The 23,581-nt window shown below is 37.3% G+C and carries 22 protein-coding genes and 1 riboswitch; of the genes, 5 read left to right on the top strand and 17 right to left on the bottom strand.

Going from position 1 to position 23,581, the window contains the following annotated elements; genetic code table 11:
* Positions 1 to 49: 49 nt before the first annotated feature.
* The 5 genes from DM800_RS16225 to pcrB all read right to left on the bottom strand — a co-directional run bounded on the left by DM800_RS16225 (position 50) and on the right by pcrB (position 7,104).
* On the bottom strand, positions 50 to 820 hold the full coding sequence (locus DM800_RS16225; RefSeq protein WP_048567196.1) for a TSUP family transporter: 771 nt from the start codon (positions 818 to 820) through the stop codon (positions 50 to 52).
* A 97-nt stretch (positions 821 to 917) separates the two neighbouring features.
* Positions 918 to 2,111: a CamS family sex pheromone protein gene (locus DM800_RS16220; protein ID WP_048542055.1), complete on the bottom strand. Its 1,194-nt coding sequence runs from the start codon at positions 2,109 to 2,111 to the stop codon at positions 918 to 920.
* Positions 2,112 to 2,127: 16 nt separating this feature from the next.
* The gene (gene ligA, locus DM800_RS16215; protein ID WP_147787194.1) at positions 2,128 to 4,137 is read right to left on the bottom strand and encodes an NAD-dependent DNA ligase LigA; all 2,010 of its coding nucleotides are present in this window, start codon (positions 4,135 to 4,137) and stop codon (positions 2,128 to 2,130) included.
* Positions 4,138 to 4,152: 15 nt separating this feature from the next.
* Positions 4,153 to 6,402, bottom strand: coding sequence for a DNA helicase PcrA (pcrA, locus tag DM800_RS16210; RefSeq protein ID WP_147787193.1), 2,250 nt, complete (start codon positions 6,400 to 6,402; stop codon positions 4,153 to 4,155).
* 12 nt (positions 6,403 to 6,414) lie between these two features.
* Entirely contained in the window at positions 6,415 to 7,104 is a 690-nt protein-coding gene (gene pcrB, locus DM800_RS16205) for a heptaprenylglyceryl phosphate synthase (RefSeq protein WP_000272092.1), read from the bottom strand.
* 338 nt (positions 7,105 to 7,442) lie between these two features.
* Here pcrB and DM800_RS16200 point away from each other — a divergent pair, with 338 nt between their 5' ends.
* The 4 genes from DM800_RS16200 (at position 7,443) to DM800_RS16185 (ending at position 9,656) form a co-directional block, all read left to right on the top strand.
* Positions 7,443 to 7,820, top strand: a complete 378-nt coding sequence (locus tag DM800_RS16200; RefSeq protein WP_088609269.1) for a YgaP family membrane protein — start codon at positions 7,443 to 7,445, stop codon at positions 7,818 to 7,820.
* A 219-nt stretch (positions 7,821 to 8,039) separates the two neighbouring features.
* The gene (locus tag DM800_RS16195) at positions 8,040 to 8,885 is read left to right on the top strand and encodes an SPFH domain-containing protein (protein ID WP_000660682.1); all 846 of its coding nucleotides are present in this window, start codon (positions 8,040 to 8,042) and stop codon (positions 8,883 to 8,885) included.
* A 16-nt stretch (positions 8,886 to 8,901) separates the two neighbouring features.
* Complete coding sequence (locus tag DM800_RS16190) at positions 8,902 to 9,066, top strand: type II toxin-antitoxin system antitoxin (RefSeq protein ID WP_001085171.1); 165 nt, start codon at positions 8,902 to 8,904, stop codon at positions 9,064 to 9,066.
* 107 nt (positions 9,067 to 9,173) lie between these two features.
* Positions 9,174 to 9,656, top strand: a complete 483-nt coding sequence (locus tag DM800_RS16185; RefSeq protein ID WP_147787192.1) for a DUF4362 domain-containing protein — start codon at positions 9,174 to 9,176, stop codon at positions 9,654 to 9,656.
* 70 nt (positions 9,657 to 9,726) lie between these two features.
* Here DM800_RS16185 and purD read toward each other — a convergent pair whose 3' ends face one another.
* From purD to purE, 12 genes are all read right to left on the bottom strand, one after another.
* Complete coding sequence (gene purD / locus DM800_RS16180) at positions 9,727 to 10,998, bottom strand: phosphoribosylamine--glycine ligase (RefSeq protein ID WP_088609271.1); 1,272 nt, start codon at positions 10,996 to 10,998, stop codon at positions 9,727 to 9,729.
* A gap of 302 nt (positions 10,999 to 11,300) precedes the next feature.
* Positions 11,301 to 12,836 carry a bifunctional phosphoribosylaminoimidazolecarboxamide formyltransferase/IMP cyclohydrolase gene (gene purH / locus DM800_RS16175; RefSeq protein WP_000745429.1) on the bottom strand — a complete coding sequence of 512 codons (1,536 nt, stop codon included), beginning with the start codon at positions 12,834 to 12,836 and terminating at the stop codon, positions 11,301 to 11,303.
* A gap of 24 nt (positions 12,837 to 12,860) precedes the next feature.
* Positions 12,861 to 13,448, bottom strand: a complete 588-nt coding sequence (gene purN, locus DM800_RS16170) for a phosphoribosylglycinamide formyltransferase (protein WP_147787191.1) — start codon at positions 13,446 to 13,448, stop codon at positions 12,861 to 12,863.
* Positions 13,445 to 14,485 carry a phosphoribosylformylglycinamidine cyclo-ligase gene (gene purM / locus DM800_RS16165; RefSeq protein ID WP_088061523.1) on the bottom strand — a complete coding sequence of 347 codons (1,041 nt, stop codon included), beginning with the start codon at positions 14,483 to 14,485 and terminating at the stop codon, positions 13,445 to 13,447. The genes purN and purM overlap by 4 nt, the downstream gene beginning before the upstream one ends.
* 101 nt (positions 14,486 to 14,586) lie before the next feature.
* The gene (gene purF / locus DM800_RS16160; RefSeq protein ID WP_000879030.1) at positions 14,587 to 16,002 is read right to left on the bottom strand and encodes an amidophosphoribosyltransferase; all 1,416 of its coding nucleotides are present in this window, start codon (positions 16,000 to 16,002) and stop codon (positions 14,587 to 14,589) included.
* Entirely contained in the window at positions 15,987 to 18,206 is a 2,220-nt protein-coding gene (gene purL, locus DM800_RS16155; protein ID WP_046958904.1) for a phosphoribosylformylglycinamidine synthase II, read from the bottom strand. The genes purF and purL overlap by 16 nt, the downstream gene beginning before the upstream one ends.
* A complete protein-coding gene (gene purQ, locus DM800_RS16150) occupies positions 18,190 to 18,873 on the bottom strand; it encodes a phosphoribosylformylglycinamidine synthase subunit PurQ (RefSeq protein WP_000666772.1) in 684 nt (227 codons plus the stop codon). The genes purL and purQ overlap by 17 nt, the downstream gene beginning before the upstream one ends.
* Positions 18,870 to 19,124, bottom strand: a complete 255-nt coding sequence (gene purS / locus DM800_RS16145; RefSeq protein WP_000278821.1) for a phosphoribosylformylglycinamidine synthase subunit PurS — start codon at positions 19,122 to 19,124, stop codon at positions 18,870 to 18,872. Before purS ends, purQ begins: the two co-directional genes overlap by 4 nt.
* Complete coding sequence (purC, locus tag DM800_RS16140) at positions 19,117 to 19,836, bottom strand: phosphoribosylaminoimidazolesuccinocarboxamide synthase (RefSeq protein ID WP_087982204.1); 720 nt, start codon at positions 19,834 to 19,836, stop codon at positions 19,117 to 19,119. The genes purS and purC overlap by 8 nt, the downstream gene beginning before the upstream one ends.
* Positions 19,837 to 19,924: 88 nt before the next feature.
* Entirely contained in the window at positions 19,925 to 21,232 is a 1,308-nt protein-coding gene (purB, locus tag DM800_RS16135) for an adenylosuccinate lyase (protein WP_000625686.1), read from the bottom strand.
* Complete coding sequence (gene purK, locus DM800_RS16130) at positions 21,229 to 22,380, bottom strand: 5-(carboxyamino)imidazole ribonucleotide synthase (RefSeq protein WP_088061521.1); 1,152 nt, start codon at positions 22,378 to 22,380, stop codon at positions 21,229 to 21,231. Before purK ends, purB begins: the two co-directional genes overlap by 4 nt.
* Positions 22,377 to 22,862 (bottom strand): 5-(carboxyamino)imidazole ribonucleotide mutase, encoded by a 486-nt coding sequence (purE, locus tag DM800_RS16125; protein WP_000839368.1) that lies wholly within the window; start codon positions 22,860 to 22,862, stop codon positions 22,377 to 22,379. Before purE ends, purK begins: the two co-directional genes overlap by 4 nt.
* A 110-nt stretch (positions 22,863 to 22,972) precedes the next feature.
* Positions 22,973 to 23,074: riboswitch (purine riboswitch) on the bottom strand.
* Between the two features lie 250 nt (positions 23,075 to 23,324).
* Here purE and DM800_RS29460 point away from each other — a divergent pair.
* On the top strand, positions 23,325 to 23,581 hold a 257-nt coding region (locus DM800_RS29460), incomplete at its 3' end, for a hypothetical protein (RefSeq protein WP_147787190.1).

Below are 23,581 nucleotides of genomic sequence, written 5' to 3'. Positions count from 1 at the left end.
TTAATTTTTAAAATATAATAAAAAAATAGAGTTATACATACGTATAACTCTACAAAATATGAGTATATTCCAAAATGTTTTTTCCAATCAATAAAATAGTTACTAACAAAAATAAAGTTCTTACATATCCAACACCTTTTTGAACTGCAAACTTCGATCCAAAATAAGCGCCAAAAATCATCGACAATCCCATAATAATACCGTATTCAAAATGAATTACGTCTAAAAATAAAAAAGTAATTAAAGATACGATATTACTAACAAAGTTCAAAAGTTTTCCAGATGCTGCCGCTTGAATAAAATCCAAACCAACTAATAAAAATGCAAAAATTAAAAAGGATCCTGTCCCTGGTCCAAAAAATCCATCGTAAAACCCTATCATTAAAATAACAAAGAAAAATATTAATGTTTTTCTTTTCGTCATCTTCTTATAGGTAGATACACTTCCCCAATCCTTTTTTGCAATAATATAAATGGCAATAAACACCAACATCACAAGCACTAACGGACGTAAAATATCCGGCGGAATAAACTTTACTACTAAAGCGCCTGCGACCGCTCCTATAACAGTTAACGGGATTAACTTTCCTACAATTTTAAAATCGACCTTTCCTGATCGAATAAAATAAACTGCACTCGTAAACGTCCCCATCGTTGCAGCTAATTTATTCGTTGCAATTGCCGAAGCTGGTGGTAAACCAACAAACATAAGTGCTGGAAGCGAAATTAATCCTCCACCGCCAACAACTGAATCAATAAAAGCTGCTAAAAAGCCGAATGCAATTAATAAAATAATGACTTGAAAACTTAATTCGTCCATGTGCTTTACCCCTTGCCCCCCATTATTTATAACATTTTAAATTATAACAAAATTCCTCAAGAAAAAAAGCCGTTCCATAAAGGAACAGCCCTCCTATTTAATCTAAAATTTTCACAAATGGTTCATCTTGCTTCGCTTCACGTATAATAATCGCTTCTGGACGTTCTACAGATTTAATCGTTACTTGTACTTTCATATAATTCGGGAAGTATTCCATAACAAGCCCAGCTACATATTGTGTAAAACCAATTATTTCTGCTTTCCCATTAAACTGGACAGGAATATCAAGCTTTATTTCTCTTAATTCATCATCTCTATACATACCAGTACCGATAACAGCTGTGTAGTCGCCTTGGAAATAATCGCTTAGTTTTGATTTAAAGTTCGATACTCTCGCCAGATCTTCACGTTTATTATCTGTTTTCGCTTGTTCAGATGGGAACAAATAATATTTCTCATTAATTTGTTTCCAATCCTCAACCGTTTCACTGCCTTTTTCAACATTCGCATAAGAAACAAAGTTACCTGGCACGAGTGAAGCCTTTGGAGCCTGACGATAAATTGCAAATGTTATCGGAAGGTTTTTTGTTTCAGGCTGTTTTTGATGCATAAATTTCAAGACTTCTTGCGCCATTTTTTTCCCTTCCGCTACCATTTTTTCTTGCTCAATTTTAGCCTCACGCGGATAACCATGCTCTTCCTCGTAATAATGAACCGAGTTCATCGCTAAACCAATTACAATGCCTTGGCGCTCATCTGATTCGCCTTTTTTCACATAATAATCATGCTCTAAAATATTTGAAATATATATTGGATTTTTTTTATTCTTTTCCTCTAATGATTCAGATCCTCCACCTAACGCTGGGTTTAACCCAATGTTTGGAAATTTAACTGCATCTTTTTTTAATTTGTCCTCTAGTTCCTTTTGTTCAGCATCTGTACGCTTTCTTTTAACAAGCATCTGCACATTTTGAGTATCTAGAGTACTTCCACCTTTAAAGAAATGATCTTTCGTACTAAAGGATTCTTTCGCAATACGCATTAATCCTGTTTCAAATTCATCTATATCAAGACGATTACTTACTCCTTGTACAACTAAACCACGTGCAGCTCCTGCTTGAAATGGAATAGTCGCCTTATAGTATTCATCCGAAATAGCGTACTTCGGAACGATTGCTTGCTCTTTTGCTTTCCCCGATTTCTCAACCACTTTTTCATCTTTATCGGCACCTGCACTACACCCACTTACGAGTAGGCCAAGGCTTAATACCGCTAATGCTATTTTTTTCATGGTAAGTTTGCACCTCTTACTTATTTAGCTCTTGTAAGAACCTCTCTTCATTCCAAACCTCAACATTATGCTTCTCTGCTTGTGCTAATTTCGAACCTGCTGCTTCACCTGCAACAACTAAATCCGTACTTTTACTAACACTTCCTGTGACTTTTCCACCTAATGCCTCAATCTTCTTCTTCGCTTCACTACGTCCCATAACTTCTAATTTACCTGTTAAAACGACAGTTTTTCCTGTGAAGTACGACTCAACATTTTGTAAATCAGCAATTTTTATACCTTTGTATGCCATATTCACGCCATACTCTTTAAATTGTTGTAATAACTCTAATACGTCTTCATTATCAAAATACGTCACGACGGATTGAGCCATTTTTTCACCAATCTCATTAATTGCTTTTAGTTCTTCTTCCGTTGCTTTCACAAGTGCATCCATCGTTTCGAAATGCTCTGCAAATGTACGTGCTGCTTTTGCTCCGACATGGCGAATACCAAGGCCAAATAATAATCGCTCTAATGAGTTGTCTTTAGAATTCTCAATTGCTTGCACTAAATTCGTTGCTGATTTTTCACCGAATCGTTCTAGCTGCAATAATTGCTCTTTCGTCAACGAATATAAATCAGCAAATGTACGAATATAATCCGCATCAAAGAGTTGTGTAATGACACGTTCTCCAAGTCCATCAATATTCATTGCATTTCTTGAAACGAAATGAATTAATCCTTCTCGAATTTGAGCTGGACAAGTTGGATTTATACAACGAAGTGCTACTTCTTCTTCTAAACGAACTAGTTCACTCTCACATGCTGGGCAATGCGTTGGCATATGATATTCTTCTTCCTCACCAGTACGCTTATCAAAAATAACGTTCACAACTTCAGGAATAATATCTCCGGCCTTCTTCACAACAACATAGTCACCAATTCGAATGTCTTTTTCACGAATTAAATCTTCGTTATGTAAAGAGGCACGACGAACGATAGTACCAGCCACTCGCACTGCCTCTAGCTCTGCAGTCGGTGTTACAACTCCTGTGCGACCAACACTTAATTCAATGCCTGTTAATCTTGTTACAACTTCTTCCGCCGGGAATTTATAAGCAATCGCCCATCTTGGACTCTTTGCTGTAGTTCCTAAACTTTCTTGAAGAGCAACATCATCCACTTTTATAACGATTCCATCGATCTCATAATCAAGATGCGGGCGTTTTTCTTGCCATTCTTCTACATAAGCTATAACTTCTTCGATTGTTTCACATGTACGACGATTTGGATTTGTTTTGAATCCAAGTTCACCTAAGAAATCAAGCGATTCACTATGTGATGGAATTGTTTTTTCTTCTACATTCGCAAGACCGTACACAAACATAGATAAGTTACGCTTCGCTGCAATTTTTGGATCAAGTTGGCGTATTGAACCTGCTGCCGCATTACGCGGATTCGCAAATACATCTTCACCATTTTGTTCTTTTTCTTCATTTAACTTAACGAATGAACGCTTCGGCATATAAGCTTCGCCTCGTGCTTCTAATGTTACTTCTTCATTTAAACGGAGCGGGATCGCTTTAATCGTTTTTAAATTTTGAGTAATATCTTCACCTGTTACACCATCACCACGTGTTGCCCCTTGAATGAAGCGTCCTTTTTCATAATGAAGTGAAACAGCAAGTCCGTCAATTTTTAATTCGCATATATATCTTACATTCGCATCATCAATTCCTTGGCGTACTCGTCGGTCGAAATCACGTAAATCTCCTTCGTTAAATGCATTTCCTAAACTTAACATCGGTGACTTATGTGTTACTTTTTCAAATATATCAAGAACAGTCCCCCCAACGCGAATGGAGGGAGAGTCTTCACTCATAAACTCTGGATTCTCTGCTTCTAATTTTATAAGCTCCTGCATATTACGGTCATACTCCGCATCAGAAACAGAAGGATTGTCTAATACGTGATACTGATAATTAAATGTATTTAACAAATCACGCAGTTCTTCTATACGTTGTTTTGCTATCTCTTTTGACATATCCTCATTCCTTTCCTATTGTTTCGTCACAGGTGCAAATTTTGCTAACAAACGTTTAACACCAATTGGGCTTGGGAACGCAATATCTAATTCTTTTGCATCACCTTCACCTTTTACACTGACAACTGTACCGACTCCCCATTTTTGGTGGGAAGCTTTATCGCCTACTGCCCAGCCAATTTGCTCGCCGCCTGTTGTCTTAGCTGCAGGACGCGCGAAAGCTGAACGAGAGCGTGTTGTGGTTGTAGTTGTCATTCTACTTGTACTTGTCGTTCTGCCTTTTGCACCAAACGAAGTTTCACGCTTTGGCGCTGTTTCATTTAACGATTCTACTAGCTCTGCCGGGATTTCTGTAATAAATCGAGAAGCAGCGTTCATACTTGTTCTACCAAATAAAGTACGCATTTGTGCATTGGATAAATATAACTCTTCTTCTGCACGAGTAATACCTACATAAGCAAGGCGACGCTCTTCTTGCATTTCATCTTCTTCCATTAGAGAACGAGTATGTGGGAATATTCCTTCCTCTAACCCAACAATAAAGACAACTGGGAACTCTAACCCTTTCGCTGAGTGCATCGTCATTAAAATAACTTCCTCACCCGCAGTTGGATCTTCATCGACACGATCAATATCAGCAACAAGCGCTAAGTCTGTTAAGAATGCAACGAGGCTCTTATCTTCGCTTTGAGATTCAAATGTTTGCGTAACAGATAAAAACTCATCTAAGTTCTCTAGACGACCTTCCGCTTCTAAAGTACGCTCGTTTTTCAACATATCGCGATAGCCTGTTTTTTCAATAACTTCCTCTACCAATTCTGTAACAGATAAATACTCTTGCATATTTACCCAGTTGTGTAATAGACCTGCGAATTCTTTTACTGCCTTTGTTATTTTTGCACTTACACCAACATGCTCAATCTCATCGAATACAGCAGTTAATGAAATTCCATTTTGTACACCGTAATTAATAATTTTATCGATAGAAGTCGCACCAATTCCGCGCTTTGGCATGTTAATAATACGTGCGAAACTAATCTCATCATCTGGATTCCCAATTAAACGTAAATACGCCAAAATATCTTTAATCTCTTTACGATCGTAGAACTTCGTACCGCCGACAATTTTGTAAGGAATATTAGATTTCAGGAAAATCTCCTCGACCATACGAGACTGGGCATTTGTACGATATAATACTGCAAAGTCCGTATATTTTCGTTTTCCCATTTGAATATCGTCACGAATTTTTTTCGCAACAAAATATGCTTCGTCTTTTTCCGTCGCAGCACGGTAATATGAGATTTTGCTTCCAACTTGATTGTCTGTCCATAATTTTTTCGGTTTACGGTTTGAATTTTTTTCAATAACAGCATTCGCTGCATTTAAAATATTTTGTGACGAACGATAGTTTTGTTCTAACAGAATAACTTGCGCATTCTCATAGTCTTTTTCGAATGACAAAATGTTAGAAATGTCAGCCCCACGCCAGCGGTAAATAGACTGATCTGAGTCACCTACAACACATAAATTTTTAAAACGTGCTGCTAAATGTTTTACAAGAAGGTACTGCGCTTTGTTCGTATCTTGATACTCATCCACGTGAATATATTGGAACTTACGCTGATAAAACTCTAGTACTTCTGGAACACGTTCAAATAGCTGAATCGTTGTCATAATTAAATCATCAAAGTCTAATGAGTTATTTTTCAGAAGACGTTTTTGATATTCTGTATATACATCACTCGTTAATTTTTCATATGGATCAGCGATTGTAATTTTTTTCGCATATTTATCTGCAGATAACAATTCATTTTTCGCATTACTAATACCAGCTAAAATAGAGCGTGGCTCAAATTTCTTCGGATCAATATTGCGCTCTTTCATAATTTTTTTGACTACAGTTAACTGATCGCCTGAATCTAAGATTGTAAAGTTACGATTAATACCAATACGATCGATATCACGTCGTAAAATACGTACACACATAGAGTGGAACGTAGAAATCCAAATATCTTCTGCTTCTGGTCCGACAAGTGTATTAATACGCTCGCGCATTTCTCGAGCCGCTTTATTTGTAAAGGTAATAGCTAGTACATTCCATGGCGCTACACCTTTTTCACCAAGTAAATACGCAATACGATGTGTTAACACACGTGTTTTACCACTACCTGCACCTGCCATTAATAGAAGTGGTCCGTTCGTTGTTTGTACTGCTTTTTGTTGCTGCGGATTTAAACCATTTAATAACTTATCTGTCTTACTCATATACGCCTGCACCTACTCTCCTTTTACTGCTTTAACTGTTTTTAACGCGGATTTTATATCATCATAAATAATATTCCCAACCACTACTGTATCAGCGTATTGTGCCATTTCCTTCGCTTGTTCAGCATTAGAAATACCGCCGCCATAATATAACTTCGCTTGTTTTAATTCTGCTTTTACATTTTTAACAAGTTCAACGTCTCCATACGTACCGCTATATTCTAAATAAAATATCGGTAAACGTAATAGCTTGTCTGCTAAACGCGCGTATGCAATTACATCATCTTCTGTTACATCACATTTCGCATCTGTAAGCTGAGCTACTTTCGCTTCCGGATTTAAAACACAATACCCTTCCATGAAAATTTCGTCCCAGTCCATAATATCCCCAAATTCTTTCAAAGCCTCATGATGAACACCTGTTACCCATTCTACCTTTCGGCTATTTAAAACGCTTGGGATATAATAAAAATCAAATCCTGGTGTAATTGCTTCCACATCAGAAACCTCTAACACACAAGGAACTGCATATCTACGAATGCTAACTAGCATGTGTAATACATTATCAATTGTAACTCCATCACTTCCGCCTACAATAACAGCATCTGTTCCAGACTCACAAATCATTTCTAAATGTTCGTCACTTAACTCCTTATTTGGATCAAGCTTAAATACATGTTTCCACCCGGAAATATCGTACATGAAAACACCCTTTCTTTTCTCTAGTTATATATATTTCTGTTCAAAATAACAGTTTATTTTCATCAGGATTTTTTTAACTTCATCTTAAATATTTGTTTAAAACGGAGAATTAAGTTTGGAATTCCCTCTTCCATAGTTTTTCAAACGAGAGGATTTAACTTTGAACTTCCTTTTGTGCATTCTTTCATTATAACAAAAAAAGCTACTTACACACACGCACATTCCAACATCTTTTTCAACGTCAAATGTTGGATTACATATCCCAAAAATCACAAGGGATACTAATAAGAGAAATAGTATTATCTATTTCAACTTTCATAAAAAGGAGTGTTTTTCTAATGAAGCAAAACATCGGTACAATAAATGCCCTAATTCGAATTACGCTCGGACTTATCCTCTTCGGCTGTAGTAGCGCTAAACTTGTACGCAAGCCTTGGTGCACTTGGTCTAACGTCTTGCTATGGATTGGTGCAATGAAAATTGCAGAGGGAATTGTTCGTTTCTGCCCTGTTGTTGAAATGTGGAAATTCGGAAAATACATGAATATGGGGGCATTTAAAATGCCTAGCATGAATTTTACCGAAAAGGGACATGCTAAAGAAGAAGTGAATCAAACTTCCAATCACGACAAACCAAAGTCAAATGGAAGTTATGACACTTCTGACAAAGAGATTGAGTCAGCGATTGAAGATATAATCCTGGCAAAACCGCTTTGAATCATTTGTCACGATGCAAGATGCTCTCAAAGGGACTTAGCTGCTGCAGTGGGCGGTTAAGTCTTCTTTATTTTACCACAAAATAGAACGTACATTCTCATTTCAAACCTCAAAATATACATAAGAAATACCTAATCAATAATTTCAGAAAATTAGGTGTAAAACCCTTGCATAAAATGATATAAAAGTGATATCATTTTTATATCAGGAGGCGATCATATGAAAGAAAAACAAGTTTTTTATGTAAATGGTTTTCTCGGTATTATCGGGATTTTAATTTTAGCCGCTATCGGTGTATTTTTCCTTGTACAAGAAATTTTCATAGGAGCGGCATTAACTATTATTTTAGCCGCCGTTCTTGCTACAGGTATTGGTATTGTTCAACCAAACCAAGCAAAAGTTATTACGTTTTTCGGTAATTATTTAGGAACAATTCGTCAAAACGGTTTATTTTTAACAATTCCATTCGCATTCCGTCAAACTGTATCGTTACGTGTTGAAAACTTTAATAGTAAGAAGTTAAAAGTAAACGATATTGAGGGAAATCCAATTGAAATTGCAGCCGTTATCGTATATAAAGTAGTTGATTCTGCAAAAGCAATGTTCGGTGTTGAACATTACGATCGATTTGTAGAAATTCAAAGTGAAACAGCAATCCGCCACGTCGCAACAAAATATCCTTATGACAATTTCCAAGATGAAACTTGCATCACGTTACGCGGAAATACTGAAGAAATCTCTGAAGAATTAAAACGTGAGTTAGAAGCGCGCCTTGAAATCGCTGGCGTAGAAGTATTAGAAACTCGTTTAACACATTTAGCTTACGCAACAGAAATTGCCCATGCAATGCTACAACGTCAACAAGCAAAAGCAGTATTAGCTGCTAGAAAAGAGATTGTTGAAGGTGCTGTGAAGATGGCGAAAGATTCAATCCATATGTTAGATGAGGAAGGCGTACTTGAATTAGATGACGAGCGTAAAGCAAATATGGTGAACAACTTATTAGTTGCCATCGTTTCAGATAAAGGTGCGCAACCAGTTATTAATACAGGAAGCCTATACTAAAGGGTTGTAAATCATTATGGCTAAAAAGAAAAGCTTTCCATTACGTATTGATCCTGAATTACACGCAGTCATCGAAAAATGGGCGAATGATGAGTTTCGTAGCGTCAATGCACACATCGAGTATTTACTTCGAGAAATGGCAAAGCAAAAAGGAAAATTGAAAAAAGATAAAGATGCATAAAAAATCCCGCTGAGAAATCAGCGGGATTTTTTAATACAATGATGATGTTTTCTTTGTAATTATATTGCAAAATACAAATATAACATTATTAATAGAGGTGGTTCGCTTTGCCTATAAAACATTACTATAAAAAAACGAGTTTATTATTTATTGCACTACTCTCATTCAATCTTGTCGCTTGCTCAAATAAACGACCAACAATTGATACATCCAATAAAGAATATAGTTTTGAAACCGCCGAAAAATATGGTGATGTCATTCAAAAGAATGACACAGTTTACAATATCGAAAAATTAGATATCTTCATTAAAAAATATAATTCAAATAAGAGTCACTCCATTCGCATCACTCGATTTAACGAAAAAGATGAGCCTCTCATCATAGATTTAACAGTAAAAAAAGGAAGAGAGACAACATCTTTGTATTATGATGTTGATTACTCAAAAACAAGCGACCGAAATACAGAAAACAAAAAAATTCAATATTCCAATAGTAGTTGCCGAAAAATTTCAAAGAAAGTTTCATCAACAGCAATAACTTATCAATTACAATGCCCTGACATTATTGATCTTATAAAAGTTCCTAAATAAAATAATAAGAAAAGCGGAGAATGAACTACCTCATTCTCCGCTTTTCTTACCGCTAAAACATTTAATATTACTAGCTTCTCGTCATCTCATGACCAATTGCACGATATCCTATATCACTTCGGTAAAATAGACCATCACTCTCAATTTTACCGATTTCTTTATACACCTTATCTTTCGCCGCTTGTAAACTGTCCGCCTTACAAGCAACAAATAGTACACGGCCACCATTTGTTACAAAGTCACCATGCTTCATCGCTGTACCTGAATGGAAAACAATTACATCGTTCAGTGCATCTAATCCTTTAATAATGTCACCTTTTTTATATGCTTCCGGATACCCTTTCGAAGCAAGTACAACACCAATTACCGCTTCCTCTGACCACTGTAACGTTAATTCACTTTCATTTAATACAGCGTTACATACATCAACTAAATCATTTTCTAAGCGAGGTAATACTACTTCCGTTTCAGGATCACCAAAGCGTGCATTAAATTCAATTACCTTTGGGCCATCATTTGTTAAAATAAGTCCCGCATATAAAATCCCTGTAAACGATCGATTTTCTGCAATCATCGCTTTAGCAGTTGGATGTAATACTGTTTTTATCGCCTCTTGAACTGCTGATTCCGAAATTTGTGGTACTGGAGAATACGCACCCATTCCGCCTGTATTTGGACCTTTATCACCATCAAAAGCTCGTTTATGATCTTGCGCAATTACCATCGGATGCACAGTTGTTCCATTTACAAATGCCATTAATGAAAATTCTTGTCCATCTAAAAACTCTTCAATAACGACCTTCTTGCTCGCTTCGCCGAACTTCACATCTTGTAGCATCTCTTTCACAGCTTGTAATGCTTCTTCAAGCGTCATTGCTACCGTTACACCTTTACCAGCAGCTAGGCCGTCAGCTTTAATAACGATTGGCGCACCAACTTTTTGAATATACTGTACTGCTTCTTCATAGTTTGTAAAAGTTTCATATGCCGCAGTTGGAATATCATATTTTTTCATCAATTCTTTCGTAAAAGCCTTACTACCTTCAATAACAGCAGCCGCCTTATTTGGGCCAAACACACGAAGTCCCTCTTCGTTAAATCGATCAACAATTCCATTCATAAGCGGAATTTCTGGTCCAACGAAAGTTAATTCAACCTTATTCTCTTTAGCAAATAAAACTAATGCATCAAAATCATTTTCATCAATATCAACTGGTGTTGCAACATCGCGCATACCTTCATTACCAGGTGCTACATATACCTTTTCCACCTTTTCAGATTGCGCAAACTTCCAAGCTAAAGCATGCTCACGCCCACCGCGGCCAATTACTAAAACATTCATATTTCATCCCCCAATACTTAAATAAGTACAAACTAGAAGCTCTGCTCCTAGTTTGTTTTCATATCAATAAAAGTTTAAAAGGGAGGATCAAGAGCAACGACGACATGCGACAGTTATCTTGACCGGACCTTTTAAATATCCATATCAATAAAAGTTTAAAAGAGAGGATCAAGAGAACCGAGCAGGTCGAGGCGCATTTGACAGGAGGACACGGAATGTAGCTTTCCTACATGAGTACCGCACTGGCAATGCAACGACGACATGCGACAGTTATCTTGACCGGACTTTTTAAATATCCTCTATTAGTGTTTGAAATGACGTACGCCAGTGAACACCATCGTAATCCCATACTTATCCGCAACTTTGATAGAATCTTCGTCACGGATTGATCCGCCTGGTTGAATGATTGCTGTAATCCCTGCTTTTGCTGCTTCTTCTACTGTATCTGGCATTGGGAAGAAAGCATCAGATGCAAGTGCGCTACCTTGTGCCTTTTCGCCAGCTTGTGTAATTGCGATTTTTGCAGAACCTACACGGTTCATCTGTCCCGCGCCTACACCAACTGTCATGTTATCATTCGCTAAAACAATTGCGTTTGATTTCACATGTTTTACAACTTTCCAAGCTAGTTTTAAATCTTTCCACTCTTGCTCTGATGGTTCACGTTTTGTCGGAATTGAAATTGTACTTTCATCTAATGATAACGTATCTTCCTCTTGAACGAGAAGACCACCTTGTACAGAAGTTAGTTTTTTGCTTGCACTTGTCGCTTTTTCAATATTTACAGTTAGTAGACGTAAGTTTTTCTTACTTTGCAATACTTCTAAAGCTTCTTTTGAGAAAGAAGGTGCAATAATGATTTCTAAGAAAATTTCGTGTAACTTTTCTGCTGTAGCTTTATCAATTTCACGATTTGCTGCAATAATTCCACCAAAGATTGATACTGGATCTGCTTCATAAGCGCGTGTGTATGCTTCATGAATATCAGTCCCCACTCCAACACCACATGGATTCATATGTTTTACTGCTACTACTGCTGGCTCTGTAAATTCTTTTACAATACTAAGTGCTGCATCTGCATCATTAATATTGTTGTAAGATAATTCTTTACCGTGTAATTGTTCTGCGTATGCAACAGAAGAAGTTACAGCGAATGGTGCTTTATAGAAGGTTGCTTTTTGATGTGGATTTTCTCCATAGCGTAAATCTTGTTTTTTCTCAAATGTCACTGTTAATGTTTCTGGGCTTTCTTCACCCATTTGCTCTGTTAAGTAGTTAGAGATTAACGCATCATATGCCGCTGTATGACGGAATACTTTCGCTGCTAATTTACGTTTTGTTTCTTCTTTTACTTCACCGTTCTCTTTCAGTTCCGCTAATACAACATCGTAATCTACTGGATCTACAATTACCGATACAAATTTATGATTTTTCGCAGCAGAGCGAATCATTGTTGGACCACCGATATCAATATTTTCAATTGCATCAGCAAATGTTACATCAGGCTTAGCGATTGTTTCTTTAAATGGGTATAAGTTAACAACAACAAAATCAATTGGCTGCATACCTAACTCATTCATTTGCGCTACATGCGTTTCATTATCACGAACCGCTAATAGACCACCATGAATATTTGGGTGTAATGTTTTTACACGTCCATCCATAATTTCCGGGAAACCAGTTACTTCAGAAATACCGATTACTTGTAAGCCGTTTTCTTCTAGTAATTTTTTCGTACCACCTGTTGAAATAACTTCAATCCCTTGTTCTAGTAAACCTTTAACAAATTCTACTACTCCTGTTTTATCTGAAACACTTACTAATGCACGCTTTTTCATTTATCCTTCACCCCTGGTTGTATGTTAGTTAACAGTTGTTTCTTTCGCAGACTGAACAATTTGATTCACTGTATTTACGTATAATTTATGTTCAACTTGTTGAATTTTCTTTTGTAAGCTTTCTCTCGTATCCCCTTCAGAAACAACTACTGCTTCTTGCGCAATAATTGGACCTGTATCCATACCTGCATCTACATAATGAATTGTTACTCCAGTTACTTTCACACCTGCTTCTAACGCTTGACCGACAGCATCTTTACCAGGAAAACTCGGTAATAGTGACGGATGAATATTAATAATCTTCCCACCGTACGCTCCTAATAAAGTCGGCCCAATTAAACGCATATATCCAGCTAAAATAACATAATCAATCTCATACTCTTCTAGCTTCTTTAATATTTCTTTTTCAAATGCTTCTTTTGACTCATATGCTTTCGCTGAAAAGACGAAACACGGAATATGATGATAATGTGCCCGTCCAACAGCACGTGCTTCTGGTTTATCACATACTAATAAACTAATTTCTGCATCCAATCTTTTTTCTTCTACCGCATTAACGAGAGATTGAAAGTTAGAGCCGCTTCCAGAAGCAAAAACTGCTAATCTACTCATAGTGCCGTGCCCCCATTGAAGGTAACGCCAGTTCCTTGTACAGTACGTCCAATAATACGAGCTGTTTCTCCTTGCTCTTCAAGAAGACGAACGATATCTTTTGCCTCTTCTTCCTTCACCGCTACTACCATACCAATACCCATGTTAAAAATATTGAACATTTCTTTCTCTTCTAGTTTTCCCACTTCTTGAAGTAAACTGAAGATCGGTTGAATTTTCCAAGATCCTAATTCAATTTCTGCACCGATTCCTTCTGGTAACATACGTGGAATATTTTCAATGAATCCGCCACCTGTAATATGCGCCATACCGTATACTTCATATTTCTTCAATAGTTCTAAAATAGGTTTGACATAAATTTTCGTTGGTTTTAATAATTCTTCACCAAGAGGTAGTTCTAAGCGTCCGTAAATGCGATCTAAAGATAGTTCTCCATCTTCTAGTAATACTTTTCGTACTAAAGAATAACCATTACTATGAATACCGCTAGATGCTAAGCCAATTAATACTTGACCACCTTCAATTTTTTCACCTGTTACAATTTTCTTTTTATCAACAATTCCAACTGTAAAACCAGCTAAATCGTATTCTTCCATAGAATACATTCCTGGCATTTCAGCTGTTTCTCCACCAATTAATGCACAACCAGCTTGGCGACAGCCCTCTGATATACCTTTGACGATGTTTTCAATTTTACTAGGTTCAGCTTTACCACAAGCAATATAATCAAGGAAGAAAAGCGGCTCTGCTCCTTGGACAACAATATCATTTACACACATTGCTACTGCATCAATACCAATTGTGTCATGTTTATCTGCCATAAAAGCGAGCATCAATTTTGTTCCCACGCCATCTGTTCCAGATACTAATACAGGTTCTTCTAATGCAAATTTTGATAAATCAAACATACCTCCAAAACCGCCTAGACCGCCTAGTACTTCTTTTCTCATTGTTGTTTGTACGTGTTTTTTCATGCGAGATACCGCTTCATATCCAGCTTCAATATCTACTCCTGCTTGCTTATATGCATTCGCCATCGTTATCTACACCTCGTCTTTTAATTTCTCCCTATTCAGGGCGGGCCATTTTAAGAAAGAAGCTAGCTTCTACATCAAAAGAAGTAGAAGCTTTTTTCTTCTTATTTCATACTTTCTAAAAGCTCTTGCTCATAATCATAAAGAGCTGTTGGATAATCTCCATTGAAGTACGCCATACATAGACCGCCGTATTTCCCTTCATATGGACGTCCAATTGCATCTACTAATCCATCTTCACTTAAAAACGTTAAAGAATCTGCTCCGATGATTTGACGGATTTCTTCTATTGAATTATTTGCTGCGATTAATTCTTTTCTCGTTTGAATATCAATGCCATAGAAACATGGATACTTAAGAGGTGGTGAAGCAATTCTTACATGGACTTCTGTCGCTCCAGCCTCGCGAAGCATACGAACAATTCGTTTACTCGTCGTTCCTCTTACGATAGAATCGTCAATCATCACAACCCGTTTTCCTTCAACTACGCCTCTTACTGCTGAAAGCTTCATCTTAACCCCTTGCTCACGCAGTTCTTGAGAAGGTTGAATAAACGTACGTCCAACGTAACGATTTTTAATTAATCCTAACTCATATGGAATTCCTGTCGCCTCCGCATAACCAATTGCCGCTGAAATACTAGAGTCTGGTACACCAGTAACAACATCAGCTTCAATAGGAGCTTCTGCCGCCAAACGTTTTCCCATGTTTTTACGTGCTGCATGGACGTTAATACCTGCAATATTAGAATCCGGACGTGCAAAGTAAATGTATTCCATACTACAAATTGCATGATCTACTTCATTTGTAAAACGATCTACATGAATTCCTTCATCATTGATGATAAGTAATTCACCTGGTTCTACATCACGAATGTATGTTGCACCTACTACATCGAAAGCACATGTTTCTGATGCTACAACGTAAGCATCTCCCATCTTTCCAATTGAAAGAGGACGGAATCCATTCGGGTCTAGCGCAACGATCATTTCATTTCCAGTTAGTAAAAGATATGCAAACGCACCTTTCACTTTATTTAGAGCTTCTTTTACACTTTCAATTAAAGAATCTTTCGTACTACGTTTAATGAGATGTAGAAGTACCTCTGTATCTGAACTTGTTTGGAAAATACTTCCTTCTGCCTCTAATTCACGACGAAGCATCTTTGCGTTAATTAAATTTCCGTTATGAGCTAATGCCATACTATGATCAGAAAAACGGAATAATAATGGTTGAACGTTAGCAACTTCACTTCCGCCAGCTGTCGCATATCGTACGTGTCCAATTGCTGATTTTCCGTTTAAGCCTTCTAGCTCACCTCTTGAAAATACTTCCGATATTAAACCTAACCCCTTGTGACCGACGATTTTCTCACCATTATTTACGACGATGCCTGCGCCTTCTTGTCCACGGTGCTGTAAACTATGCAATCCGTAGTACGAAACTTGTGCTGCATTTTCATGCCCCCAAATTCCGAAAACACCACATTCTTCATTTAACCCCTTTATTTCAGCAAGCATGGGATTGCCCCTTTCCAAGCCTTTCTCATTTCATCTACATTTGCTGTAAGTAATACTTCATTTTCTTCATTATGAATTGTTACTTCATTTGTATTTGTCACTTCTCCAACTTGAATTGCTTCTACCGCCGTCTCAAACGCTTCTTTATTTTCACGTTTTACAGTTATAACGAAGCGAGATTGTGATTCAGCAAATAATGCCGCTGTTGCTTCTCCGTCTAATTTCACAGTAGCACCTAAACCATTTGCACCAATTGCACTCTCAGTAATTGCAACTGCTAAACCACCTTCTGCAACATCATGAGCAGATTGAACAAGGCCAGCTTGAATTGCTGCTAATACTTGTTTTTGACGTTTTAATTCTACGTCTAGATCGATGCTTGGTGATTGACCGAAAATTTTGCCGTGAATCATTTTCTGTAATTCACTTCCACCAAACTCAGCTTTCGTCTCTCCGATGATATAAACTAAATCGCCAGCTTGCTTAAACTCTTGTGTTGTTACATGTTTTAAATCGTGTACAAGTCCAACCATCCCAACTGTCGGTGTTGGGTATACAGCTTCACCACTACGTTCGTTATACATTGATACGTTTCCGCCGATAACTGGCGTTTGTAATGTGCGACAAGCTTCACTCATACCATCTACTGATTTCTCAATTTGCCAGAAGATTTCTGGTTTTTCTGGATTACCGAAGTTTAAGCAATCTGTAATTGCAAGTGGCTCTCCCCCAGAACATACGATATTACGTGCTGCCTCTGCTACTGCAATTTTACCGCCCACTTCTGGATCTAAATAAATGTAGCGAGAGTTACAATCTGTCGTCATTGCTAATCCTTTTTCTGTACCGCGTACACGTACAACTGCTGCATCTGAACCTGGTGTAACAACTGTGCTTGTGCGAACTTGATAATCATATTGATCATAAACCCACTCTTTACTTGCAATCGTCGGTTGTTGTAATAGAGCGAATAACGTTTCTTTATAATTTTCTACTTTTGGTGTTTCCATTTTCATTGCCTGGAATTCAGCAAAGTATGCTGCTTCTTTTGATGGCTTATGATAAATTGGTGCTTCTTCTGCAAGAGCATCTGCTGGTACTTCAGCTACCTTTTCACCTTTATGGAATAAGCGAAGCATTTTGTCTTCCGTTACTTTCCCCATCGTAACGGCTGCAAGACCATACTTCTCAAATAAATCTACTATTTCTTGCTCTCTACCCTTTTTCACAACGATTAGCATACGTTCTTGTGATTCAGATAGCATCATTTCATATGGTGTCATTCCTGTTTCACGTTGTGGTACATCATCTAAGTACATTTCAATACCCATACCTGCTTTACTTGCCATTTCTGCAGAAGATGATGTTAAACCAGCTGCACCCATATCTTGAATTCCAACAAGTGCATCCGACTGAATAAGTTCTAAGCAAGCTTCAATAAGAAGTTTTTCCATAAATGGATCTCCTACTTGAACTGCTGGACGCTTCGCTTCTGAGCTTTCAGATAACTCTTCAGATGCGAATGTTGCACCGTGAATACCGTCACGACCAGTTGATGCTCCTACGTACATTACTGTGTTTCCAGCACCGTGCGCTTGCCCCTTTTTAATATCTTCATGATTAATTAAGCCTACGCACATTGCATTTACAAGTGGATTTCCTTCATAACATGGATCAAATTGTACTTCGCCGCCAACAGTCGGAATGCCGATACAGTTACCGTATCCTGCAATCCCTGCTACTACTTCTTCGAATAAATATTTCACACGTGGTGACTGTAATTCACCGAAGCGAAGTGAGTTTAATAGAGCTACCGGGCGTGCTCCCATAGAGAATACGTCACGGATAATACCACCAACGCCTGTTGCTGCTCCTTGATATGGTTCAATAGCAGAAGGATGGTTATGACTTTCCATTTTAAATACAACCGCTTGATTATCACCGATATCTACAATTCCAGCACCTTCCCCAGGTCCTTGCAGAACGCGCTCACCTGTTGTTGGGAATTTTCGAAGTACTGGTTTTGAATTTTTATAACTGCAATGTTCAGACCACATAACAGAGAATAATCCTGTTTCTGTATAATTTGGCAGACGGCCTAAAATCTTTTCAACCATGGCAAACTCTTCGTCTGTTAGCCCCATTTCCGCATATATGCGCTCTTCTTTAATTTGTGTTGGATTTGGTTCAAGCATTAACGACATATGTTTCCCTCCACTGTTTTAAGATAGATTGAAAGACTTTTAACCCTTCAGCACCGCCAAGTAATTCATCTACAGCACGCTCTGGGTGTGGCATCATACCAAGTACATTTCCTTTTTCATTTACAATACCAGCAATATCTGAAACGCTTCCATTCGGATTTTCTACGTAACGGAATGCGATTTGATTATTCTCTTCTAATTGTTTAAGAGTCTCTTCATCACAATAGTAATTCCCCTCACCATGCGCGATTGGAATATTGATTACTTCATCTTTTTCATATTGTGATGTAAACATCGTTTCATTATTTTCCACACGCAGCTGAACTGTTCGGCACATAAATTTTAAGTTTTCGTTTCTCATTAACGCTCCTGGTAGTAATCCTGATTCAACAAGAATCTGGAATCCATTACATACACCTAAAATCGGCTTTCCTTGCTCAGCAGCTTTTTGCACTGCTTTCATTGCATTCGCGAAGCGAGAAATAGCACCACAACGTAAATAGTCACCGTAAGAGAATCCACCAGGTAGTAAAATTGCATCATATTCATCTAAATTCTCTCTATCGTGCCAAACGTAATCTACTTCTTCACCAAGCTCATCTTTAATTGCATGGAACATATCGACATCACAGTTCGAACCTGGGAATACTATGACTGCAAATTTCACTGTGCGACAACCTCCTCAACTTCATAACGGAAGTCTTCCATTACAACGTTTGTTAATAGTTTTTCACACATTTCTTTTACCTTTGCGTCAAGGTCAGATACTGATTTATCAATTGTTAATTCCATATATTTTCCAATTCGAACGTCTTGTACTTCTGTGAACGAAAGACTATGAAGTGCCCCTTTTACTGCTGTTCCTTGTGGATCTAATACGCTTTCTCTTAACGTTACATATACCTTAACTTTATACATGTGAAATTCCCCCTAAACGTTTTAAAATCTCTTCATAAGCTTCTGTTAAATTTCCAAGGTCACGACGGAATACGTCTTTATCAAATTTTTCATTGCTCGTTTCATCCCATAAACGGCAAGTATCTGGTGAAATTTCATCTGCTAAAATGATTTTTCCTTCATCTGTTACACCAAACTCTAATTTGAAATCTACTAGTCTTACACGACAGCTTGCGAAATGATCAATCAACACTTGATTGATTTGTAGAGCCATATCTCGTAATACGCTTACCTGCTCTGGTGATGCAACGTTTAATACACGAATATGATCTTCCGTTACAAGCGGATCTCCTAAATCATCATCTTTGAAGTAAAATTCTACGATTGGTTCTGCAAGTACAGTTCCCTCTTCCATTCCTAATCGTTTTGAAAGACTTCCTGCAATTACATTTCTTGTGACAACTTCTAGAGGAATAATACTCACTTTTTTAACAAGTTGCTCTGTTTCAGATAACTTCTCTACAAAATGTGTTTTTATTCCTACTTCTTGTAACTTTCTGAACAATAAAGTTGTAATCTCATTGTTCAAACGACCTTTTCCTGTAATCGTCTCTTTTTTCTCCCCATTGAAAGCAGTCGCACTATCTTTGTACTCTACCCAAACCATATCTGCTGATTCTGTACGATAAATTCTTTTTGCCTTACCTTCATACAGCAATTCTAGCTTTTGCATTTCGCAAGCCCCCTGTAGTTTGAAAAATGTGAATAATGTTTTTATAAAGAATGGCACAGAATGACTCTATTCTGTGCCATATGAAATTTTACGCTTCGTTTAACCCAAGGCGTTCAAAGATTGTATCAACGTGTTGCATATGATGCTCATAGTTGAAGCATTCATTAATTTCTTCTTGTGATAACTTGCTCGTAATACGCTCATCAGCTTCTACAAGCTCTTTAAATTGTACTTGTGTTTCCCAAGCTTCCATCGCTTTAGGCTGTACGATATCATAAGCTTCTTCACGTACCATACCTTTGTCGATTAATGTAAGCATTACACGCTGAGAATAAATTAAGCCGTATGTTCTTGTCATATTGCGTTTCATATTCTCTGGGTATACAGTTAAGTTTTTAACGATATTACCGAAACGATTTAACATATAATTTAATGCGATTGTAGCATCTGGTAAAATTACGCGTTCTGCCGAAGAGTGAGAAATATCACGCTCATGCCATAATGGAACATTCTCATACGCTGTCATCATATAACCGCGGATAACACGAGCTAAACCAGTCATATTTTCTGATCCGATTGGATTACGTTTATGTGGCATTGCAGAAGAGCCTTTTTGGCCTTTTGCGAAAGCTTCTTCAACTTCACGTGTTTCACTCTTTTGTAAACCACGAATCTCAACTGCCATCTTTTCGATAGATGTTGCGATTAGTGCAAGTGTTGACATGTAATGAGCATGGCGATCTCGTTGCAATGTTTGTGTTGAAATTGGTGCTGCTTCTAATCCTAAGTTTTCACAAACATACTTTTCTACGAATGGATCGATATTTGCGTATGTACCAACCGCACCAGATAATTTACCAACGCGAACTGTATCAGCAGCTTGTTTGAAACGCTCTACGTTACGTTTCATTTCTTCATACCAAAGACCAAGTTTTAAACCAAATGTTGTTGGTTCTGCATGAACACCGTGTGTTCTTCCCATCATGATCGTGTATTTATGCTCTTTCGCTTTGTTAGCTAAAATGCTTACAAAGTTTTCTAAGTCTTTTAATATGATTTCATTCGCTTGTTTTAAGATGTAAGATAGCGCTGTATCTACTACGTCTGTAGATGTTAAACCGTAATGAACCCATTTACGTTCCTCACCTAATGTTGGTGTTTCTGATACAGCACGAGTGAATGCAACTACGTCATGACGTGTCTCTTTTTCAATTTCATAAATACGATCAATATCAAATGATGCATGCTCACGGATTTTTTTAACATCTTCTTTTGGAATATCGCCAAGCTCAGCCCATGCTTCACAAGCTAAAATCTCAACTTCTAACCATGCTTTAAATTTGTTCTCTTCCGTCCAAATTGCACCCATTTCTGGGCGTGTATAACGACTAATCATCTTTTTCCCTCCAACAGTTGTTCTTGATGGTCCCAAATATGCAAACTCTTCGCTTTTTCTAGAGCGACTTCAATATTATCATTTAAAATATTAACATGCCCCATTTTTCGCTGCGCTTTTGCTTCTTCTTTTCCATACAAGTGTAAATAGCACCCGGTTAATCTATTCACTTGTCTTAGGACCCCTTCTATATGTTCGCCTAAAATGTTTACCATGACAACTGGTTTTAACAAATTTGTTTCTCCAAGAGGTAAATTACAGATTGCTCGAATATGTTGACCGAATTGACTCGTTTCACATGCATCCTGTGTATAGTGTCCTGAATTGTGAGGTCTTGGTGCTAATTCATTAATATAAATCTCACCATCAGCTGTAGCAAACATCTCTACCGCTAGTGTTCCCACAAGTTCTAGTTCATCCGCGAGCACTTTTGCATAAGCAATTGCTTTTTGAGAAAGTTCTTCTGTAATGCGAGCTGGAACGATAGATTCATGCAAAATGTTATTTACATGAATATTTTCCGCTACCGGAAATACTTTCGTTTCACCACTTACACTACGAATCACAATAACTGATACTTCTTTTTCAAAAGGCACCCATTTCTCTAAAATACACTCTGCTGCATTCGCAAGCTCTCGCGCTTTATCAACGTCAGCCTCACTTCTTAAAACAACTTGACCTTTCCCATCATATCCGCCTGTCGTCGTTTTCAAGACGGAAGGATATGATAACTCAGTGATTGCTTCAGTAAGCTGATCTTGATTTTGAACTATTCTATACGTTGCTACTGGTAGCCCAGCTTTCTCAATCGCATTCTTTTCTGTAAAACGATTTTGTGTTTTACTTAACAACTGACTGCCTTGCGGTAAGTAAGCATGTTTTTCAAGCCATTTTAAACATCTATAATCAATATTCTCAAATTCATATGTGACAACATCACTGATCTCCGCTAAATGCTGAATTGCTTTTAAATCGTCATATGGTGCAACAATTTCAATATCAGCAACTTGTGCACATGGTGAATTTTTTGTAGGATCTAAAACAGCAATTTTATATCCCATCTCCTTAGCTGCCAATGCCATCATTCTTCCTAGCTGGCCGCCTCCAATAATGCCGATTGTTTTTCCAGGTAAAATGATTCTCGTCATACTAGCTCACTACCTTCGCGCACATCTTTTTTAATTGCTTCTCTTCTCAATTCTAATGCATCATGTATATCATCATGGAATGATCCAAGTATTTGTGCAGCAAGTAAACCAGCATTTGTTGAACCAGCCTTACCAATTGCAACAGTTGCAACTGGAACCCCTCCTGGCATTTGGACGATGGATAATAATGAATCTAAGCCGTTTAACGCTTTTGATTGAACTGGAACTCCGATTACAGGAAGATTCGTCTTCGCTGCAACCATCCCTGGTAAATGCGCTGCTCCACCAGCTCCAGCAATAATAACTTTCAACCCACGTTCACGAGCCGTCTCTGCATATTCAAACATATAATCCGGAGTCCGATGAGCAGATACAACTTTTTTCTCATACGGTATATTTAATTCATCTAAAATGTCACAAGCATATTTCATTGTTTCCCAGTCTGACGTGCTTCCCATTATGACTCCAACTAGTGATTTCATATTAGAATCCCCCCGATTCAAATAAAAAAAGCCTGAAATAGAACAGTTTCTCTTTTACTATGAGAGAAAGTGCTCTACTCAGGCATACGTATCCCTTGTGAATAGAAAAATACCGAGTGACTTTCCCTCATAGTCTAACGAATAACGGTCGTTAGGTAGAGACTTGCAGGCCATATCCCCGCGATTATATGAGGTCTTATATATTATTCTTTCTATGGCTATATTAACAATATTTCATAAACAATGTCAATAAATAATCGAATGTTTTTTTATTACTCACCAATAACGTTCGTGTTTTAGTTATATTCAAAAGAATAATTGTAACTATATGCAAGAAGGATAAGAAATTAGAATTTATATTTCTAGAGATCTATTGTACACATAACGGTTTGTATACTTATTCCGTATGCTTTAATATAAAGCATATCATTTATATTCATTTTATTTATAAGGAAGACAATAATGAAAAAACGAACTACACTTTTTTCGTATTTATTCCTTTTTATCGCAGTCTTTGCTGTAATGATTGAATACTTATTTATATCATCCCACTTTTTTAAATATATACTTGTGGTAGAAATAACGTTTCCTATCCTAACGATTATTTTAGGAACACTCGGAAAACCTAGAAAACAAAAAATCATTGCTAGTACTTTAAACAGCCTCTATTCCATTCTTTTCTCTTCTTTAGCGTCATTCAATTTATGGATTATGACATT

Source organism: Bacillus sp. AY18-3, from assembly GCF_008042305.1.
Lineage (GTDB): Bacteria > Bacillota > Bacilli > Bacillales > Bacillaceae_G > Bacillus_A > Bacillus_A wiedmannii.
Note: the sequence above shows the minus strand (reverse complement) of the source record. Positions and strands in the feature narration are given on the sequence as shown.

Bases quoted from the DNA above. Each gene is read 5' to 3' on its own strand.
- DM800_RS16225 (WP_048567196.1), bottom strand. From the start codon at position 820: ATGGACGAATTAAGTTTTCAAGTCATTATTTTATTAATTGCATTCGGC.
- DM800_RS16220 (WP_048542055.1), bottom strand. From the start codon at position 2,111: ATGAAAAAAATAGCATTAGCGGTATTAAGCCTTGGCCTACTCGTAAGT.
- ligA (WP_147787194.1), bottom strand. From the start codon at position 4,137: ATGTCAAAAGAGATAGCAAAACAACGTATAGAAGAACTGCGTGATTTG.
- pcrA (WP_147787193.1), bottom strand. From the start codon at position 6,402: ATGAGTAAGACAGATAAGTTATTAAATGGTTTAAATCCGCAGCAACAA.
- pcrB (WP_000272092.1), bottom strand. From the start codon at position 7,104: ATGTACGATATTTCCGGGTGGAAACATGTATTTAAGCTTGATCCAAAT.
- DM800_RS16200 (WP_088609269.1), top strand. From the start codon at position 7,443: ATGAAGCAAAACATCGGTACAATAAATGCCCTAATTCGAATTACGCTC.
- DM800_RS16195 (WP_000660682.1), top strand. From the start codon at position 8,040: ATGAAAGAAAAACAAGTTTTTTATGTAAATGGTTTTCTCGGTATTATC.
- DM800_RS16190 (WP_001085171.1), top strand. From the start codon at position 8,902: ATGGCTAAAAAGAAAAGCTTTCCATTACGTATTGATCCTGAATTACAC.
- purD (WP_088609271.1), bottom strand. From the start codon at position 10,998: ATGAATGTTTTAGTAATTGGCCGCGGTGGGCGTGAGCATGCTTTAGCT.
- purH (WP_000745429.1), bottom strand. From the start codon at position 12,836: ATGAAAAAGCGTGCATTAGTAAGTGTTTCAGATAAAACAGGAGTAGTA.
- purN (WP_147787191.1), bottom strand. From the start codon at position 13,448: ATGAGTAGATTAGCAGTTTTTGCTTCTGGAAGCGGCTCTAACTTTCAA.
- purM (WP_088061523.1), bottom strand. From the start codon at position 14,485: ATGGCGAATGCATATAAGCAAGCAGGAGTAGATATTGAAGCTGGATAT.
- purF (WP_000879030.1), bottom strand. From the start codon at position 16,002: ATGCTTGCTGAAATAAAGGGGTTAAATGAAGAATGTGGTGTTTTCGGA.
- purL (WP_046958904.1), bottom strand. From the start codon at position 18,206: ATGTCGTTAATGCTTGAACCAAATCCAACACAAATTAAAGAAGAGCGC.
- purS (WP_000278821.1), bottom strand. From the start codon at position 19,124: ATGTATAAAGTTAAGGTATATGTAACGTTAAGAGAAAGCGTATTAGAT.
- purC (WP_087982204.1), bottom strand. From the start codon at position 19,836: ATGCAAAAGCTAGAATTGCTGTATGAAGGTAAGGCAAAAAGAATTTAT.
- purB (WP_000625686.1), bottom strand. From the start codon at position 21,232: ATGATTAGTCGTTATACACGCCCAGAAATGGGTGCAATTTGGACGGAA.
- purK (WP_088061521.1), bottom strand. From the start codon at position 22,380: ATGACGAGAATCATTTTACCTGGAAAAACAATCGGCATTATTGGAGGC.
- purE (WP_000839368.1), bottom strand. From the start codon at position 22,862: ATGAAATCACTAGTTGGAGTCATAATGGGAAGCACGTCAGACTGGGAA.